Below are 16,880 nucleotides of genomic sequence, written 5' to 3'. Positions count from 1 at the left end.
CTCATCGATCCTCAACTTGCTGAACCTAAAGATAGTGTAAGGCAAGTTTAGCGAACATATCCTCCAGAGTAAATCGTGAGTCAACATAGTGGTAGACTCGCACCTTTCTGTCCGTCTTTTCGTGGATGTAGTACATGTCGGAACTGATGCGAGGTCTCGGCAGCATTTTATACCCATACTCGTGCTCATCTAGTAGGAGACTAATGCACGGGGAGTCTCCCAGCGACCACATCTCACCCTTGGGCCACTCCGGATACTTCATGCTATTGTTGAAATCGCATAACTGCTCCACAAGGTAGGCACCAACCTTACCACAGGGCCGCACCTTATGAATGAGCTCAGCGATACTGATTCGTATCGTGGAATATACCCCACGAGGCACTTGCCAGAGCTCGACACCAGAAGCAAAAACTACGTTAGCCGCATGTATGTCGTTGAACAGGTTATACTCCCAGCCTCCATTCGGATAGTCCTCGCCACCAATCCACACCACCGTCACCCGTTCCGCGACACGAGGTTCTCTGAGCAACGCTATCGCCATATTCGTCAACGGCCCCATGAAAACCGCAAAAAGCGGTTTCTCCCCCTCTTTCATAGCTTCTTCCACGATAAGATCCGCTCCAGGTGATTCAGGAGCAGACCTCAGACTCTCCAAAGGCTTCAATGCTCCTTCGATTGCAGGAGCTTCCTTGGCAAATCCGGTCAAGCTAAGCAGCTTTTCGATTTCATCGTAGCTCTGCCTCATCGTGTCGCGACGCTCCATCATGGAGCCAGTGTTCTCGAACTGGGCAGCGACAATGCCTAGGATATCGAACCGAGGAGTCAAAAGTCCATGAACAATAGCAAATTGATCATCCGCTTCGTTTTTAGCGTCAGTATCGATAATGACGCGAATTTTCCGCCATTCCGGTATATCAAAAGCCAATCTTCGCCCACTCATTTCGTATCCCTTCCATTAATACGTACAATTGCTACATCGTAGGCTCCTAACAGTATCGTATTCTCTTCCAGAGTATGACCCAACAAGCTTTCACCACTGGGAACTTCCACCGATACCGCTTCTTCACGATGATTAATCAAAAAGCAAAACTCCTGCGTACCGTTGTAACGCTTGATGCGTTCGACGCCTTTGGGATCGGTCAAAACATCTGGCAGATCACCTACCTCAGCGAGGTAATTAACGATACGAGGCATAGTCGTATCAGTAAAATAGGTACCAACATAATAGACCTTACCTTTTCCTACCGACCTGCAGGTAACAGCTGCTTGCCCGGCCAAATGGCGACTCTGCCAAGTGCCCACTACATCTGTTCCTTCATCTGGTGATAAAGCTTCATACCAAAGATCGCTGACCCAAGACTCATTCCCGAGAGATAACTCTAAAGGTCGCTTCTCTGGCATATTCTGCCGGCCATACTCCTCAACTGTAACGCCAGCCAGACTTCGCAACACTCCCGGCAGGGTATCCGGTACCACATTATTGTTCCTGTCCTTAGATGCTGTTCGAGCTCCGATAACCAATGTCCCTCCCTTTTCCACAAAAGTGCTCAAACGCTCGCACCAAAGAGGATCGAACAACGATAGATGGGCCACAAGCAAGACATCGAGTCCACTCAAGTCATCCTCCGGATGTACTACCCCGACATCATATCCCCGTTCGTAAAAAGCTTGATGCACAAGTTTCCCCATATCCCGCGGATCCGGCAAACCAAGAGTCATAGCATCGTGCCCATTCTCAGCTATGAAATCGCAGCAAGCTATCCCTATATTTTGATGAACGGATGTACCCAATAATTGGGGACCTAACTCAGCGATCTCCTTACCTAATATAGCAGCCTCACGATAACGGCGGCGTGGTACATTATCATGGTCAAGCACTCCGCACCAGTACTCCTCCGCTCCAAAACGACAACACCGCTCGCGGAAAAGAAGCATGCCATCCGCTCCATGGGCGATCGCCATCCAGGCCATCTTTCGCATCTCGCCCGGCTCCGGATTATCGTGAAAATAACCACCTTGCCCTCCGGGACCAGACTGGTGTTCCAGAACGAGAAAATTCCCCGAAAACGACCGCACCATGTCCAGCCAATACGCCGCCCGCGCGGGACGTTCGTCGGGATCGTAAAAGAAATGAGGATACATATCAAACCCGAGAAAATCTAAGTCCTTAGTGAACTGACCTCGGAAGTCGATATTGTAGAAACAGCCGTTATGGGTGACGAACCAAAGAGGGTTGGCTTCTCTTAAAATATCGACCTGCTCTTTCTGAAAACGAGTCACTCCCCAATCTAAAAAACGGCGATAATCTAGCTCTTGAGCAGGATTCGAATAAGTAGGTCGCATTCGTTTCGGTGTCGGAACTTGCTCGAAACGAGTGTAGGTCTGCGCCCAGAATGCGGTTCCCCAGGTAGTGTTCAGCTTCTGGATATCTCCCTCGAACCTCTCCGAGAGAAATTCGTGCCATGCCCTTTGAGCGGAAGCTGAGTGATCTTCCGAAAAGTGACAGTGAAACTCGTTGTCTGTCTGCCATCCTACTACATTAGGGTTATCCGCGTAGTGCTTAGCCATCGCCGCTGTGATCCGGCGGCTGTGCTCGCGGAACACGGGGCTGAAATGGCTAGCATGCTGACGCGACCCGTGCTCCATCTTAATACCCTTGTCGTCCACGCGAAGGATTTCAGGATGGGCTTCAGTCAGCCAAATAGGGGGTGTCGCCGTGGGAGTGCACAAAATCGTTTTGATCCCAACTTCTCCGAAACGCTCGATTGTCTCGTCGAACAGAGAGAAATCGAACTCGCCGTACTTGGGTTCAATACGATCCCAAGCGAACTCCGCCATGCGAATTACATTCCAACCGGCAGCGGCCAATAGCTCCGGGTCCTTAACTCGCACCTCTTCATCCCAATGCTCCGGATAGTAAGGTGAACCATAATAAAACGTATTCAGGTTTGTGTGACGCAAGTGCGAGAGTTTCGAACGATCTTCCATTGATTATTTAGTTTTGAGTACCTGAGGGCAGAGGCTTAAAAAAAAATCGAGCTATATTTACTGCCGATAGATAAAGGTGTTGAACGAATGGGGCTTGAGCGTTGCTCGTAGTTCTCCGGCAGAATCGACTGCAACCTTGAGCTCACGCTCGGCTTGCGAGGTATTGCACGCGAGAAGCACGATCTCGCCTCCAGGGTTTTTAAACGCTATCAGGTCGTCTTCCTCTCGTAGATTCGCGATTCGAACAGCGCCTAATTTGACAAATCGACTAAGATGCTGAATCAGGTAAAATTCTGGGTTATATCGAATTTCACCACTTCGCTGATCAACGGTAATCAACGCATTCTGCTTCCATTTCCATGTGCTGAAACCTGTTTCATCGAGTACCATATTCCACATCTGATAGGAACAAACACCGTTGAGTAGGTATCGCTTCAGCAATTCCCAAGTATGCTCAGCAGCATCCCAGTCGTTACTTCCGACGCCGCATTCCGTCTCGGTCTGCATCAACGGTAAAGTGGGCAACATCTGATGCACTGAGGTAATCGCCTCTTTTCCAGCCCACTGGAAACCAATCCCTTTCACATACTCCGCGCAATTAGAATCCGCCAGACATGCGAAGGCGTAGGCAGGGTCAGCCACATTCAAAGTACCGTACCAAATCTCGGTCGACCGCCCATCTCGGTAGAAAGCTGGACCTAGATAGTTTCCGATAAAAAGAGCCAAATCCTCTGCTCTCCAAATACAGCTGGGAAACACCTGAGCCGCTACTGGTTCATTTTGTACGTGAACAGCGGATACTTGGATTCCCTCCTTTTCATAAGCATCTAGGTATTTGCCAAAGTAACATGCATAGGCTTCCAGCGTTCCATTGTGCATCCTAAAACTCGTAGTCCCGATAGCTGGCTGAGCATCCTTATCCAATCCACTTTCCATCCCTCCAAATCCAGAACGACAAGCATAATGGCCATTCGTCTTCATCCAACTGGGAGGGCACCAAGGCGATGCCCAAATACGCAAGTTGGGATTCACTGCCTGAGCTGCTTTTATGTAAGGAATCAATTTTTCTCGATCTCGATCTATCGAAAATCGATCCATCCGATAGTCTCCCTCACACTCATTCAGGGAATAAAAATCTAAAGCGAAGTCGCTCGCTCCGATGGGAGTCCTGCAGTATTCGAATGCAGCTCCTTCTTCCGAGAAGAGAGCAAGCATTATTTCGTCACGTTTCGGCTGAGGCAATACCCCCATCGCCTTCCAACCCAACTCATTGAAACAGCCTCCAAATCCAAGCATCTTCTGATGCTCGCAGTTGCGGTCTACGCGCAAGCACTCCTCCGATGTCGAGCCTTCGCTCAACACGTGACTGCGTATCCGCATCGGAAGTCCCGATACAGTTTCTATCCAATCAATCAACATTACTCACGGGGTTAACTAGGAAAGAAAGGCTTCAGCTCCTCTTCAGAATTAATGCAATGGGATAGGTCGACTGGACTTTTTCCAGCAAAAGGTACCTTACCAACCAGAGCTTTCACAGCTGCTTCCTGACAACTTGCTACTGGCGAGTAAGCGTTTATGTAAACCGGGCAGGTAGGAACTTCGCGTATGTGGTAAGGGTTGCCAAAAGAGATAAAAACACTGGGCACCTCGTGCCAAAAACGATCCATCATTCTGAACACATTTTTGTGCAATTCCAGCCATGGTACCGGAATAGTCTGTCTCATATAAAAGCCTTCCTCTCCGACTGCATAGATTATCAAATCAAAATAATCCGCATGAGGCTCACTGACTGATGTGAACAATTCAACGCTGAACCCTTCTTTTTCCAATAGCCCTTTAACACCCAGCGTAGGCAAGGGTCCGAGAGTATTCCTGCGCTTGTCTTGCTGTATGAGGAGGACTCGACGATGAGTCTTCGAGCTGATTGGCAATAGATTTTCCGAATCCTTTAAAAGCGTTACTGATTTTTGGGCACAGTTCTTTGACCAACGCTGATTTTCAGATCGCTTTGCCTTACTTAGGGTTCGCCCAAGACCTCTACCCTTTTTGTCTAAACCTATCGAAGCCTTTAAGGCTAGGACCCTTGTAACAGATTCATCAATACGTGATTCCGACAAGTCGCCTGAATCCACCGAACGTTTAAGATAATCGATTTCAAGTTCGACGTCTTCGGGGAACAAGACGACATCGCACCCATTTTTGACCATGGTCGGAACGAGATTTTCCCTTTTGCCTTGCGAAGACACACCGGCCATCACGCTGGCATCAGATACAATAAGGCCTTTGAACTTGAGCTCCTTTCTCAGTAATTTCTCGTTGAGTTCATACGATAAAGATGCGGGCTTGTATCCAGCTCCTGGATAAGCAGGCAATGAAATGTGGGCACTCATGATACTCAACACTCCATTTCGTATCATCGATCGATAAACACGGCCAAAGGAATCCTTCCAATCTTTTAAGTCCAGGCTGTTAACCGAAGTAACCAAGTGTTGATCCCTATCATCGATTCCATCACCGGGCCAATGCTTAGCGCAGGCTATCATACCTTCTGCTTGCATGGCTCGAACATACGCGACACCCAACTTCGACACACAATTTGCATCATCTCCAAATGCGCGAGTATTGACCAAAGCATTGAATTGGTTTCGGTTTAAATCGACCAGAGGGGTGAGCGACCAATTAAAGCCGGCAGCCAATCCTTCCCTGGCCGCCACTCGTGCCATCCGTTCCGCGTGAAGAGTATCCCCAGTTGCTCCCACTGTCATCTGATTCGGATAATTTGTCCCCACATCCGTACCAATTTGGTGGGTCTCATTAAACTCCAAATCTCCAGCCATCAGAAGTGGGATATCGCTTTTCTCTTGTACCAAGAGAGCTTCGCTTCGGAGGGCTTCAAGACTTCCGCCCGGGAGGCGAAACAGTCCCCCTACTCCCAGCTCACATAAGCTTTCCAACACGGAATCGCTGCGGTCCGTTACGAGTGGAACCATGAGTTGCGCAAGCTTTCCCCGCAAACTGAGCCCCCTTAGACGTTCTTTAACCCAATCGACTTGATCAGGGCTAAGGTTAAATGGGCGACTCCTGAGCGATGAAAAAGTCATCATTAACTAGTAGCCTTCTCCCGGCGTCTCTCAAGTTCCATTCGCATTTGCTCAGCCATCTCCTCGTCGAGATTGTAGAGTTCCATAAATCCTAATATAATAAGGTATCCAACAGCAGGCACAATGCTAGCCATTATTACTATCCCACGTACGGTTTCTTCACTCTGATCACTACCCGCGACATAGCCGAAATAGGTCAACAGCAACCCTGTCAAAGCCCCCCCGAGCCCCATGCCGACCTTGCCAACCAATGCAGAGGCCGAGAAAATGATGCCCGTAGAACGACGTTTAAACTTCCAATCAGCGTAGTCCGCCGAATCACCTAACATAGAGAAGATCAAAGGAGCCATGATATAAATGGAGACCGAGGCAAAGGCATTTAGCCCATGTAGTAGCCAGAAGCTGTCTGCTGGTACGAAATAGAAGGCTGCAAGAGACAAGACTCCAAACGCTGCCCCGAGCTGGAACGTACGTTTTTTTCCGATACGCTTGGAGATTGGAGCCGAGAGAAGCGCGCCGGGTATCGCTGCGATGCTTGCAAGAGTGAAAAACAGCGTAGCCTGCGACTCGTCACCTACGTAATAGTTGAAATAATACATGACGACCGCCATTCGAACCGAGAAAAAGATAAACAAGATAGCGCCTGAGACAGAGATAACCACCCAAGGCCTATTCTTGATAAGCATCAGGAGGTCTGCTTTCAGGTTATTCTCTTGGTCAGCAGGCACCTCAATCCTCTCGCGTGTTCCAAAAAATGTAATCAAGAAAAGAGCCGTGGCGATTGAGCCGAACAAAATCATAGTCATTTGGTAGCCGTGAGCGCGATCCCCACTATCACCGCTGAAGTAGGCGATTAGTGGCAAAGTGCCACCCGCAACTATCAGACCACCTATCTGAGCAAAAACCATGCGAACCCCTGATAGAGAAGTTCGCTCGTGCAGATCGGTCGTCATCACCGCTGACAAGGCTCCATAGGGTACATTGATCGCCGAATACGCCACCATCAGGATCGAATATGTCACCCAGGCATAAACGATTTTCGAATTCTCTGTCCAATCAGGAGTCGTAAACGTAAGCACCGCAGCCACACCGAAAGGCACGGCGAACCACAGCAACCAAGGCCTAAACTTTCCCCAGCGAGTATGCGTCCGGTCTGCGATGACTCCCACCGACACATCGATGAAGGCATCGCCCACCCGAACAAACAAAAGCAAGGTCCCAACAGCCGCTGCCGATATACCGAAGATATCCGTATAGAAGTAGGGCAGGAAATTGAGCATCGTCATAAAGACCAAATTGCTGGCCGTATCTCCCGCTCCAAACGCTAGTTTTTCCCTAAATGCTAGTTTCATAATCTAAAAAAGGTGATCTATGATCGAACTGGCAGCACGCCACTCCAGCTTCCTGTAATTCCATTCTCTTTGTATCCATTAAATGCGATGCTCCCCTTGCACCCTTCCGGTAGTTCGAGAGCCAGTTGTAGGCTGCCGCCTCTGTAGTCCCAATTCACTGAGATTTCTCCCAAAGGCGTATCCACTTTTCCCTTAACCTTCTCACAATGGGGATTCGGAGAAAACGTGATCCCTGTCCAACCTGGAGCTGTCTGCCGAATACCGAGTGAAGAACTGGCTAAAAACTGAATAGGATGTGCTGTCCAAGCATGACATAAGCTCCCTAGCCCAGCAACTGCATCCCAAGCCTCTTCTGTCGCCACAAGCCCTCTGTCTATCATATCTCCCCACCAGCGTTCGATACAGTCCAGTACCAGTCCGGTTCGCCCTAGTTTTTCCAGAGCTTTGAACACAAACTGCATAAAATATGGAGTCGGAGCAGAGCGATCTGGGTTCGCCGCGTGGTCGGTTTCTGCGTAAATTGCATCTCCTTTGGGCCTAGGGCCTAGGACAAAAGGTACAAGGTCCTCATTCAGCCACTTCCCGTGATACTCTGGCCAGAGGTCAGCCAAGATACAAAATACACGTACATGTAAGGAACAAGACGCGACGGCTTCGCCGTTGTGGGTAATACCGTCATAAGGAACCTCTCTCTCTTTGTCCCAAAACGTTTCTAAAATCGAGTTCTTCAGATCGTCTCGACGTTGTATGTAAATCTCTAACTGAGAGTCATCGACCTCTTTCATCAGATCGACCACACTACACAGTGTCATGTAATACTGTATACAGTACAGAGAAGGAACACCTTCCCGATAAACTTCCGCCCAGTCAAGAAACAGCCAGTAGCGCCTGTCCCAAGGCAATAGTCCGTCTTTGTTCAGTTCCGAATGAAAGTACTCTAGGGCAGCTAAAGCGACCTCTCGTTGCTCACGAAAAAGTGTAGCACTTCCACTAAACCACCAATGTTGATGCAGAGTCTGTATCCAAGCCAGGGTGAAGTCTGGCAAAACGCATTCGTGAGCCTTTGTGGGTGCATGCGAGTAAGTAAGACCATTGGGCGTGGTCTGCCTGCCGATCAAGCGAATTCCCCTCTCAAAGATGCGGTCGTCTGCCCCCAGTATCTTGGAGTTATCAAAATGACAATGGGCATCTCCCCACCACATCGCCTGCTCACGCCCCGGGCAGTCCACAAACGTATCGCTCATACACAAAAGTTGCGTGTGAACGCACATGGCATGTATTTCGTTAAGCCGTTCATTACTCGACTTGTAACTTCCTCGGATACTTAAGGGGTATTCACGATGTCGACACGCGACTTTAAAACGTCCTCCACTTCCTGCCAAGCCTCGTACCGCAACAACAAGGTAACGATACCCCCAAGGCTGAAAACTCTCGTGCCTCCCATTACCACCGGAGCAAGTGTAACGGAAACCAAATTGGACCTGACATCCTTCCTCAGGAAAAAACATGGGATCTGTACCATCAAGACCTTCGGTGACACAAACATCGAAGTGTGCTCCTTCTGCAATACCTTCAAATTCAAGCAATGTCGTCGCAAAAACTTCCCGCTCGAGATCTAGCAGGTAGAAGGCATCTTCTTTCCCTTCGGGCAAAGGGATCCATTCCGCAAGGTCGAACTCACATGGTCGCCACGCAACTTTCGATTCGAGAAGGTCCAGTACAACATTCGAGGACTTCGTCCGACAAGGGTTCACGGCAAGCTCCCCGCTTGCCACTAAGCGGCGAGGCAAGATCACAGCTTCTCTCAAAAGAGGGATATCGCGCTTAGACAGACGATGCCATGGCGGAGAACCTGCAGGTCGGGCTGAGTGGAATGAAGGTTTCGGCCAGTGAGAAGCGTCATAATCTTCAGACAGCCAATCTCCATCTTCCGCGGTCGCATCGTAAAACTCCTGCCAACCGGTTTGAATGCTCGTTCGCGTCTGGTTCCGCAAATACACGGGACTATGCCGCATCTGCCAACTAGAGTCAGTGAAGAGCTCGCCGACTTCCCAAGTGCCCCATAAGAAAAAACCGGCGAACCCTTCATGAATGTAGGAGTGATGACCAATGCCTGGGTTGCGGGCGACTGCGCCTATGACATTGTTTCCACTCTTTAAATACTGTGCTATTTCAACCTCGTCATAGAACCAATCTTCCTGGAAGCCGCGGGCCGGGCCGTCTAAAACGCGCTGCCCATTTACGTACAGACGATAGTACTGGTCGGCAGTAACTCGTACCTTTAAGCTTTTCGGTAGATCGTTTAGGACAAAAACCTTCCGAAATTGGGCCCAACTGTCCAACAGATCTCCACCAGGATAGCTCGGCCATATCCAACAGGCTGGCCACTCTCGAAGCTCAGGTAGTTGCATTGTAAGTGCGTCTTCCATTCGCTATAGATAACAGCCTAATCTTGATTCGCAACCGACACCCAGCGTTCAATCTGAGCCTCATCTATGCGCCCCCCAGAGAGCCCTATCATTTTCCGAAGCGGCATATCGTTTAACATAGCCATGAAAAAATCGATACTATGGCGGGGCTCTTCTCCTGCCAAAGAATCCGTCACTTCCTCCTTTTGCTCGAGGCCAAAGGATTTTAGACACAGGTCCAACATTTCGAGATAGACTTCAGTGCCGCCTGCATGCTTGGCGAACTCCTTCAACATAGAGTTTCTACTCAGTTTCAATCGGCTACGCGGAGACTCCATGGCAACGATATCCCCCGACAGAGGCAAACAGTTGGAACTCCCTCCTACCAACAACTTGTAGTTGCCGGGCATGACAACCCAAGAGTTGCATCGCGTATCCCAGCTAGCGAAATCCCGCCTTCTCAGAACGAAACGTACGGACTCGACTTTGCCGGGCTCGATTCGGACCTTCGCGAAGCCCTTGAGCTCCTTGACCGGCCGACGCTTCTCATTCGCCAAGTCAGAGACATAAAGCTGCACAATTTCCGATCCAACTACTTCTCCTACATTGGCGACTTTAGCCACCACTTCGACCGTTTCCCCATCCGCGATAGTAGGTTTCGATATTTCTATGCCCCTATATTCGAAATTTGTGTAGCTTAATCCGAATCCGAATGGATAAAGCGGAGCAGCGTTTACAGTATCGAAATGACGATACCCTACGAACATCCGCTCTCCGTAGAAAGACTTGCCCCCACGTCCGGGAAAATTGATATAAGAGGAGGTGTCCTCAAGTCGGACCGGAAGCGTTTCGGACAACTTTCCACTCGGATTCACTTTTCCTAACAAAATATCCGCGATAGCCTCGCCACCAGCCTGGCCGCCGAGCCAGGACTCCAAAAGAAATGAAACATCCGATATCCATGGCATCGATACTGACGATCCATTCATAAGAACCACTCCGAGTTTACTTTGGGCGTCGGCCACGGCCGCTACAAGAGCGTTGTGCCCCTCAGGCAAATCCATATGGCTTCTGTCAAATCCCTCCGACTCATAATCGTTCGGCAACCCTACGAATACGATTGCGAGGTCACAAGACTTCGCCAACTTAGAAGCCTCTTCCAGCATCGCAGGGCTTGTGTTACCTTTGGCATCGTATCCACTAGCAAATACAAATTCCAGACTACCAGGAGCACCATTTTTCAGCGAATCAAAGGCATTGGTGACTCTAGTTGGATTAACCAAAGAACTGCCCGCCCCCTGATACCGCGGGCTGCGTGCAAAATCACCAATCACCGCAACCCTCAATTCCTGCTTGAGAGGCAATATCGCATCATTTTTTAGCAACACAGCCCCTTCTGCAGCGGCTCTGCGGGCTAGCTGGTGATGGGCATCAAAGTCCACATTTGTTTCAGGCTTCCTTGAGTCGTATCCGCAAAGTATGACAGATAGAGCATCCACTAACACCTCATCGAGTCTTGCCTCCTCTAAAGCGCCACTTTGGACCGCAGATACGACCTCTCGGTCCGTCACTCCTTGAGAATAAGGCATTTCAAGATGCAGCCCTGCGTGAACTCCCTCTGGACGTTCGTTAACTGCTCCCCAATCAGAAACCACGAATCCTTCGAACCCCCACTCCTTCTTCAATATTCCGTTGAGTAGAGCCTCGTTTTCTGCCGCATACACACCGTTGACCAAGTTATAGGCACACATAACAGTCCAGGGTTGAGACTCAGCGACTGCGATCTCAAATGCCGGAAGGTAATACTCACGTAGAGTTTGATCGTCTACAATCGAGTCATTGCTCATGCGCTCGAACTCTTGGTTATTGGCGGCAAAGTGCTTCAAGGAAGTACCCACACCCTCGCTTTGCACCCCATCGATAAACGAGGCGGCCAACTTTCCAGACAAAACAGGGTCTTCCGAGAAATACTCGAAGTTTCTGCCACCCAGAGGCGAACGCTTCATGTTTACTCCCGGGCCCAACAATATCTGTACATCGGCAGCTTGACACTCTTTTCCTAAGGCAACACCTACCTCTCTAGCCAGCTCCTGATTCCACGACGAGGCAAGGCACGAAGCTGTTGGGAAACAAGTTGCGGGCGAGCTACGGGTAACATCCATATCATCACTTTTCCTTAGCCCATGAGGGCCATCGGTCATCGTTATGGATGGTACGCCTAAGCGTTCGATTTCCTTTGTATCCCAAAATCCCTTACCAGAAGTGAGCGACCCTTTTTCTTCCAGGGTCATCTGAGCAACCAACGCTGCCGCCTTTTTCCTAAAATCCTTAGGCTTCTTCATAGCATCAACAAAAAATTACAAGCGGACGGGGCACATGCACGCGACAAGACGTCTACAATGCCCCATCCAAATTTGGATCGTTTACGAACCTAGATTTCCTATGACCAATCGCAGGCTTTTAGAAGCGAGCGCCTACCTTGAAACCGTAAGTAAGAGGTGGTGACAACACAGCCATAATGCCGTTCGCATTGCCGCCGCTTGAGGACATCACAATGTCGTCCTCTAGGTTTTTCACGTAGATCGAATAGTAGTGACGACGATCTGGTGAATCATAGGTTGCAACTATGTCAGTGCTCGTGAACGCAGGCTGCCAAGTATCGACTGGATTTGGTGCGAGCGGAAAGTTATCATAGGACAGGTAGTATCCGCTGTTGTAGCGCGAATTCAGCCTCAGCGTTATCGTCCCATTGTTCTCCAATTCGAATAACTTGGAATAAGAGGCCTGGAAAGTCCAATCAGAGGCTTTCGCTAAGTGATTTCCTGCTAAATCGCGTTCGATATAGGTACCGCTTAGGTCAGTCGCTCCAAGCGAAAAAACATCAAACTTGGCGTCTAGATAAGTCGCGTTGAACGTAAGACGGTCGTTTCGATTAATTTGGTATGTTGTTTCAAGCTCAACGCCACGGACCGGAATCTTTTCTGCATTTCGAGTTACGGTTCCCAGCTCGCCTGTTACAGCGTTTTGCTCCACATTTGTTACCTGAAAATTTGTGTAATCGTAATCAAATATGGATACGTTACACTGGAAACGATTTTCGAAGAAACGGTTTTTGAAACCAATCTCTCTCGCTTCGATTTCTTCGGGCTCGTAATAGACATCCCCCGTACCATCGTAGAACCCCCCAGCTTTGAAGCCGGTCGAAAGCGTTGCATAAAACATAGAATCCTCGCTGACATCATATTCAAGCCCTATCTTGTAGTCAAACGAGTCCCACTCTCGATCTGCCTCGTTAGCAGAGAGCTGAGTTCCCAAACTGCCATCTTCGGCTATCAAATACTGACCACCAGTACGTGCTTTGTGATCGTTGGTCACACGTAGTCCTGCAACTACCCGAAACTGTTCGCTTAGCTCAAAGGTTGCCTGACCAAAAGCAGCTTTCGATTTGCTCAACATCTCGGGTTGGGCAAACGCCAAGCCCCAGCTCGGAAGCAACAAAGTTACATCGTTATTTTCCTCAAAGAGATAAAGCCCCCCTACCCATTCCAAACGATTAGGATTCGCAGAAGAAAATCTCAGCTCATGGCTGGTTAGTGTTTGTCGATTCCAATTAGGTCCGGATACAACAAATGGGTTAGGAAGTGGAGACAATGGTGCTGCGATGATAGTGTCGAAAGCCAGCTTGTTATAAGCCCCCAGATAGCTCATATTCACATCTCCCATTCGTTTACTTATCTCAGTACTCAAAGTGAAATGTGTCTCTCCCTGTTCATTGGTGTAGTTCACCCCCTCCAGTGGCAGAACCGGTTCACCTGTATCCACATCACGCATGACAAATGGATTCCAGGTACCTGCAACCTTTGCCCCATGCACGGTAAATAGCGCGGAGAAGTCGTCGTTTGGCTCGTATTGCAAATGCAAACGCGCCGCTTTCTTATCAGACCAGCCGATATCCTTCAACACTCCACCCGCTTCGTTCCGACCACTGTAATAGCCGTCATTGGATTGGGCAAAAAATGCGGAGCGCATCGCCCAAGCATCATTTAGTGGGATATTGACCATTCCATCGAAACTGAAGCTGTTGTAGTTTCCGTATCCGATGTTGATCGCGCCTTCCGCGATATCCTTGGGTTTGTTTGTGATTACATTTAAGCTACCCGCTATTGTGTTCCTTCCATAGAGTGTACCTTGCGGACCTCGCAAGACTTCCACCCGCTGCACATCATAGAAGGCCGCAGAGGCAGATTCTGGACGGGCGTAGCCTATACCATCGATCGTGAAGCCAGCAGCAGGATCACCGACCTCCGAATTATTTGTGCTACTGATACCACGAATAGCAATTTCCACAGCACTCGTGCTGCGGGCAATGTGGATATTAGGCACATAATTACCTAAGCTGACCGCATCAGTGATACCATTCACCTGCAGCTCCTTCGTGCCGACCACGCTTATGGCGATTGGAGTTTTTTGCACAGGTTTCTCGACAGTTTTCTCTGCTGAAACCATCACAGCATCTAGCGTGAATATTTCTCCCTCAAGCTCGTCTTCTTGGAAATCTTGCGCATTCAATAGTTGGATACCTGCGAACAAGCTCGCAACAGAGCATCCAAAAGCCACTATTCTATTGGGGTAATTTCTTTTCATTTGTTGTCTGCCAGCGACAGAGTTCAGTCGCCTATATCGATTTAGTCTGGGTTGCCATCCACACCGCATCGAAAACGTCAGACACGCCGACTGCCAACAAATGCACAGTTCACCAAGGCAACGAGGGAACCTGATAAAAGCAGCAAAAACGATTGGGGTGGATATTTAGGGTTTGATTTGGGGCACAAACAGAAAGCTTGGAGGCTCATCGAAGCTGGCAGGCCCCCTACTAAAACCGAAACGACAACCTCGACAACATACCCCCTAAGTCGCTGCCTTGCTGAATGTTTCAGTTTGTTCAAGAACCTGCCAAGTTTCGGAACCACCCTGAATCCTGGTGATGTGACGCATACTACCAACTATCTGATTCTTCCTCTACCCCCTATTTGAACCAAGCTTCACTTATTGACCAAATCAGCAAAATTTATAAAATCAGTTACTCGAAACCTCATCCAATTAGATTGACTTTCAGTCCTGCGCCTCCACTCGTCAGACTTAGGGTGCGATAGCTCATCGCCCCTTCGATCGCAGTGTAGCTGCTCCCCTTAGGCTACGTATACACCCACCATATCCTCTATTTTTAGAGACTTAGCCTAACCCCAATCGCGCCGTAGAAACGGATACCCTGGGTCAAACCAGGTCGTAAGCCGTGTCCAAATCGCGAATACAATTTAAGCAATACTCCAAATGCCGTATAAGAGCCGAATAAAGATAGAAACCACAGCAACCAGCCAAATCGTTTCACCAGAGCTACACGGCCAATTCATTGAACACTTGGGGGGTTGCATACAGGGTGGCATTTGGGTAGGGAGTGATTCCGAAATCGACAATAAAGAGGGCCTAAGAACCGCACTACTAAACGCTTTTTCCGACCTCGAGCCTCCCGTACTCCGTTGGCCTGGTGGATGTTTTGCCGACACGTATCACTGGCGCGATGGGATAGGCGATCCTAATCGAAGACCGACGACCTACAACGCAACCTTTGGCACCAACCAACCAGAGAATAACGAATTCGGAACACATGAGTTCATAGATTTTTGCCGCCGCATAAATGCCGAGCCATGGATCAACACCAATCTACTATCCGGTTCTGTCGAGGAAATGGTATCATGGGCGGAATATTGTAACCGACCTTCGGATACATACTTAGCGAAAGAACGCGCAACGAACGGTTCGAGCACTCCTTTCAACGTTACCTACTGGGGCATTGGAAACGAAGCGTGGGCCGGTGGCGGGACGTTTACAGCAGAAGGATACGCAGATACTTACCGCCGTTATGCATCCGCATTTCCACGTTTTCCGATAGAGCCCGCACAAAATCAGCTCTTCCCGGAGACCCTCCCTATAAAGCTAGTAGCCGTAGGCCCCGACGGAAACAAGCCACAGGAACGGGTCGAGTGGACGAGACGTTTTTTCGATGCTCTTGGCGAATTTAGAGCGCCGCCCATCCACGGTTACGACCTGCACTTCTACAATTGGAACCTCCAAGGAGAAGCGGGTACGATTACAGATTTCAACGAAGACCAATGGAATTATCTTCTCGACGGAGCCTTGGAGCTGGAAGAAGTCATTGAAGAGCAACACGCCCTCATTGAGAAGCATCTTCCCCAAGCGGGAAACGATCCCTTCGCTTATCAGCCCAATGTCGACCTTATCGTAGGCGAATGGGGTAACTGGCATCCTTTCGACACCAGCAAAACCGCGCTCTGGCAACAGAACACAGTCAGAGACATGGTTTGCTACGCCCTGACCCTGGATATTTTCCACCGCCATTGCGACAAGGTCAAGATGGCCTGCCTCGCCCAATCGGTTAACGTATTGGGAGCCCTAGCAATAACGGACGGTCCACACACAATCCTCACCCCCACCTACCATCTCTTCCAACTTTATAAAGCGCACCGAGGCGCTCAGAAACTGGAAACCTCTTGCCGTTCCACTACCCTATTCGAACGAACCAGCACTCTCAAGGCCGTACACAGCTTCGCATCCCTCAAAGATGGTGTAGTAACGATAAACATAGTCAACGCGAGCATGAGCCAGCCAAACGAAGTTTCCCTCGTAATCGACACGAAAGGAAATTGGGAAGAATGCAAGCAGCTCGCATCAGATCAGCCATGGCATTTCAACGATGCAAAGCACCCGGATAGAGTCAGCCCACGCGATTGCTCCAGGCCTAGTCGCAGTGCAAACAACGCCTGGCTTTTCCTAGCGCCCCCAGCTTCAGTCAGTGTCTTGCGGTATCGCATATCACCCTAAGCCATTCACCTACGCGAAGAACAGAGCCCTCGAGCCGGCCAAAAGGTTGTCCATCGCTTGCGACATATTCAAATTCAACTCAACCTATTCCGGCAGGGAGTTCTCCCTACCCTGAAAAGTCATACCCCAAT

Annotated in this window: 9 protein-coding genes; 1 reads left to right on the top strand and 8 read right to left on the bottom strand. The window is 49.4% G+C overall.

Features of this window, described 5'->3' with window-relative positions; genetic code table 11:
- Positions 1-25: 25 nt before the first annotated feature.
- From H5P27_RS03200 to H5P27_RS03165, 8 genes are all read right to left on the bottom strand, one after another.
- Entirely contained in the window at positions 26-940 is a 915-nt protein-coding gene (locus H5P27_RS03200; protein ID WP_221774589.1) for a nucleoside hydrolase, read from the bottom strand.
- On the bottom strand, positions 937-2,988 hold the full coding sequence (locus H5P27_RS03195) for a beta-galactosidase (RefSeq protein ID WP_185658922.1): 2,052 nt from the start codon (positions 2,986-2,988) through the stop codon (positions 937-939). The genes H5P27_RS03200 and H5P27_RS03195 overlap by 4 nt, the downstream gene beginning before the upstream one ends.
- A 57-nt stretch (positions 2,989-3,045) precedes the next feature.
- On the bottom strand, positions 3,046-4,407 hold the full coding sequence (locus H5P27_RS03190; protein ID WP_185658921.1) for a glycoside hydrolase family 30 protein: 1,362 nt from the start codon (positions 4,405-4,407) through the stop codon (positions 3,046-3,048).
- 11 nt (positions 4,408-4,418) lie between these two features.
- Positions 4,419-6,089: a glycoside hydrolase family 3 protein gene (locus H5P27_RS03185; protein WP_281384129.1), complete on the bottom strand. Its 1,671-nt coding sequence runs from the start codon at positions 6,087-6,089 to the stop codon at positions 4,419-4,421.
- Between the two features lie 2 nt (positions 6,090-6,091).
- Entirely contained in the window at positions 6,092-7,441 is a 1,350-nt protein-coding gene (locus H5P27_RS03180; protein WP_185658919.1) for an MFS transporter, read from the bottom strand.
- A gap of 17 nt (positions 7,442-7,458) precedes the next feature.
- Entirely contained in the window at positions 7,459-9,852 is a 2,394-nt protein-coding gene (locus H5P27_RS03175; RefSeq protein WP_185658918.1) for an alpha-L-rhamnosidase-related protein, read from the bottom strand.
- A 35-nt stretch (positions 9,853-9,887) separates the two neighbouring features.
- Complete coding sequence (locus H5P27_RS03170; protein ID WP_221774588.1) at positions 9,888-12,191, bottom strand: glycoside hydrolase family 3 C-terminal domain-containing protein; 2,304 nt, start codon at positions 12,189-12,191, stop codon at positions 9,888-9,890.
- Positions 12,192-12,309: 118 nt separating this feature from the next.
- A complete protein-coding gene (locus H5P27_RS03165; RefSeq protein ID WP_185658917.1) occupies positions 12,310-14,493 on the bottom strand; it encodes a TonB-dependent receptor in 2,184 nt (727 codons plus the stop codon).
- A 687-nt stretch (positions 14,494-15,180) separates the two neighbouring features.
- Here H5P27_RS03165 and H5P27_RS03160 point away from each other — a divergent pair.
- On the top strand, positions 15,181-16,749 hold the full coding sequence (locus H5P27_RS03160) for an alpha-N-arabinofuranosidase (protein WP_185658916.1): 1,569 nt from the start codon (positions 15,181-15,183) through the stop codon (positions 16,747-16,749).
- Positions 16,750-16,880: the final 131 nt, after the last annotated feature.

The organism is Pelagicoccus albus, assembly GCF_014230145.1.
Classification (GTDB): Bacteria; Verrucomicrobiota; Verrucomicrobiia; order Opitutales; family Opitutaceae; genus Pelagicoccus; species Pelagicoccus albus.
The sequence above is the reverse complement of the archived record's forward strand: the minus strand, read 5'-3'. Positions and strand labels throughout refer to the sequence as shown.